3 protein-coding genes are annotated in these 3,541 nt (G+C 61.6%); all 3 read right to left on the reverse strand.

Annotation, left to right across the window (positions count from 1 at the left end):
- Window positions 1-318 (reverse strand): hypothetical protein (locus tag HY699_18620; GenBank protein MBI4517825.1); only part of this gene is annotated, 318 nt, incomplete at its 3' end.
- Window positions 319-550: 232 nt separating this feature from the next.
- Window positions 551-1,531 carry a hypothetical protein gene (locus HY699_18625; GenBank protein ID MBI4517826.1) on the reverse strand — a complete coding sequence of 327 codons (981 nt, stop codon included), beginning with the start codon at window positions 1,529-1,531 and terminating at the stop codon, window positions 551-553.
- Window positions 1,532-1,752: 221 nt separating this feature from the next.
- Entirely contained in the window at window positions 1,753-3,498 is a 1,746-nt protein-coding gene (locus HY699_18630) for a hypothetical protein (GenBank protein ID MBI4517827.1), read from the reverse strand.
- Window positions 3,499-3,541 lie beyond the last annotated feature (43 nt).

The following is a 3,541-nucleotide window of genomic DNA, read 5'->3' on the forward strand; positions in this document are numbered from 1 at the left end:
ATACTGCGCGTCGATCACGGCCAGTGTCGGACAAATCGGCGAGTTGAACGGAACTGCTCCCGGCGGGCTCAGCTGCACCAGCTGAATGCCCCCCGCACCGGCTGCCACCCCCGCCACCAGCGCCCCGCTGCGATCGCGCCAGATGCTCGCCCCCAGCGCCATGTTGCTGGCATGATTCGCTGGGTCGATGTCGATGACTTCGGGCCCCGTTGCCAGCAACTCGATGTCGGCGGTCACAATCCCGCTGGGCGACGGGTGTTGGGCGGCGCGGGTGCCGGAGACGGTGCCGGTGCCGCTCCTATGATTGCGTCGGCCCATGTCGACCATTTCCGGCCCCGGCCACGCAGCAGCCGAAATCTCCTCGCCAGTGCCGCTCAGCGAAATGCCCAACGTGCCGTACAACCATGCCCTTTTGCGCCCTGGCTGCCGCCCCCGGTATGTTGCCTTTCGTTTCACCCCTTGTCCCTGCTCACCTGATCACTCCGGAATTCACCGCAGTCACGCTGCCGAAATGAGTCCACGTCCACCCGTGCCCCGTCCCATCCACGCCTTAGTCATCAGTTACCCGCAGTTTAAGGATGCGAACCACTCGCTCCACCGGTGCCGCAACGCCCTCCCCCTTGTTGATGCCCACTGTGTAAATAGCGAAGAACTCCCGACCCGCACCCACCAAATCAAGAGCTGACACCATCTCGAACCGGCTTCTTGCTGTTGCTTCGATTACCTGAACCACTTCGCCAGTCCCGTTAAGAGAAGCTATCCACGGCTTCTGTTCTCTGTGACCCGCTACAACGAACACTCCGCCAGCGCCTCCCGCAACCCGGAACCGCGATCTGAATGATCCTCCCGCAGTAGTAAACAGGCGCCTAGTCTGAAGTACCGCTAGGTCGCCGCCCAGGCGCTTGGTTCCTATCTCCCGCGATACCTTAAGATCGAACGGGTGTCCCGTCGCCCCGTCATGGACGGCAAGAAAGCCCTCTTGGCCAACTGGCGTGATGCTCACCATACGCCCCTTGAACACCTCTTGCTTAATAAGCTTCGCATCTTCACTCACTTTTCCTATCCACAGATTTGCAAGCTCTTCACCCACTTGTGGGGTCCTCTCACGTCGCATCTGTGTGCCCGCGAGTACGAAACCACCGGATGCGAGCGAAACCCCCTCCAGCAGCACCAGATCAGGCACATCGGCGAGCTTCCGACTCCACAAGACGCTGCCCCCACCGTCAACGCGAACAAGCCGATTCTGCCCGACAAGCAGTCCGCCCCCATCGGCCATGCGCGCCATGCCGTTCATGGCAAACTCTTCTTGGGCGAATTCCCTAATTGACGCGGTGCGGCACGTCGCTGTATTCAATTGCTCCAGGTGTCCAACTCCCAGTTGGTCCTGCAGTGCTACAACGATCGTCCCGTTGCCCAACTCGCCAATTCCAAGCATCCCGACGATGGGTCTATCCCCGGTTTTAGCCCACAACTCCCCACACTCAACAGGAGCAGAAGCCTCGCGAGCCAACTTCCACAACGAATATGTCATGTGTGCTGTTACATCATTCGAGCGGCGCGTACTGGCCAGTATCCACAGTGTCCCCTCTTGCAGCGACCACACTGCCCCAAGATGCTCATGGTCGAACCGTTCGGACTCGATTCGATACTCGTGCGTCAGCAGCAGTTGCTCGGCCTTGCATTGCTGCGTACACGCGTAGTTAAGTGCAATGCTGGCAATCAGTATACAGCTACGCTTTGATCTCATTGTCGCTACTCACAGCACGCGCAGTATTGCACCTGGCGGCTTTTCCATGCTGACTCACCGAGCTGTTGAAGCCCTTGATAGTACAATGATGCAGTATCCACGCATAGCTGTCTCTCGATTGCATAGCACGGACACTTGGCTGAGTCTGGACCAACAAAGGGACATGTCGCTGTCGGATACGCCAGACTGCACACGTGCAGCATACTTTCAAATATCCCACTGTCACACGCTGCCCGATTTGCACGGCAGGTCTGGTAACACATGTCGTGTTGGTTACAAGGCAAGGACAAAGCCTGGCTCCCTTGCGGCAGCGTCCCCTCCGTCGAGCCAAACCTGGTCGGTGCTACACTGCACTGCCCGTCTACCGGATCGTCTGGCACGTTACTACATCCATCAATCACGTGCGCCAGCTGGTTCTGCACGCGGTTGGGACATCCGGTACTAAGGGCATCAAAGTCTGATACTTGCTTCTGCCTGAGCTTCCCGTCTACACAGCACGTCGTTGTTAGATCGTATTTCACGCCTTTGCAGCAGCCCTGCGTGGGATTGGTCACTTGAACATGCTCGCAGGTTCCATCCGGAAGGCAGGCATCGTCCGTGCAGGAGTTGGTGTCAGTGCAGTTGCCGCAACAGGCAAAGCCTGATTCCTCGCCCCCCGTCCAAACCGCGGCGGCAGCCGACGGCGGTGACACTTCCGCAACCAAAGACGATGCCTCCGGAGGCTGAACGGGCACGATATAGACACCGGCCTTTCCAGTGGCCACACCCGCAACCAACCCCACCCCATCCCGCCACACCGCCACCGACCGCGCCCGGGCGCCGCCGAGGTTCACTGTGCCGAGGACGCGGTCGTCCACCCCGTCACTGGCGGTGACGCTGCTGCCGCCGGGGACCGACAGGTCGATGATCGTTAGGCCATTGGTGCCGTCGGCAACGAACAGGAGCTGCGTGCTCGGGTCGTACGCCACCGCGCCGGGGCTGTGGCCGGGCATGGCGATGCGGCCGATCCAGTTCTGCGCCGTGCTCTCGTTCAGTCCGGGTTTGAGCTGCGCCCCGGTCTTGTCGAGACTCGCCGGCGCCGGGGGGGCACCACCGGGCGGGTTGTTGTCGGGCACGTTTACCGCCAACACCCGTAAGCCTTCGCTGATGCTCACCACCGCCAGATCGCGTGGCACCACGTCCTGCGTGCTCGGGTCCAACCGCGCCGGCCAGTTCTTGAGCCCCTTCACCGCCCTCACCGTTTGCTCCAGCCCGTACTCGTCGGCCTGACTGAGATTCGGGTTCAGCAGCACCAGCCGATCGCCCTCCGCCCCCCGCTCCTGCACCGCCAGCACCAGGTGTTTGCCACCGTCGGCCGGATCAGTCAGCGTGCTCACCGACCGGATCGGCTGGCTGTTGCCTGATACCTCCGAGCCGTGGAAGGTCCCGTGCACTTGCTTGTCCTTCAACTCGCGCACGTCCATCTCGTTGGGCAGGATCGCTTGCACGCCGATGAACGGCGCGTTGGCCACGTACGCCACCTGTGTCCCCAATGATGCCACGTCCTCGGGAATACCCAGCTCGTTGGGCACGAAAGCCGCCAGCCTGATCAGATCGTAGGGCGACGGCGGCATCAGCGGGTCGTCCGTCCCCGCCAGGCGCGCCAGCCCCTCGGGCGACTCATTAACAAACCGTGATGTCACGGCCGCGATGGTGGGAAATGCCGATAGATCCCACAGCCGCCACATCCCGAAGCGCTCGGGACAGCTCATCGTGCCGCTCGGCGCCGGACAGCGCCCGCCGTAGCCGTCGACA

The organism is Deltaproteobacteria bacterium, from assembly GCA_016210005.1.
GTDB lineage: Bacteria > Desulfobacterota > Binatia > HRBIN30 > JACQVA1 > JACQVA1.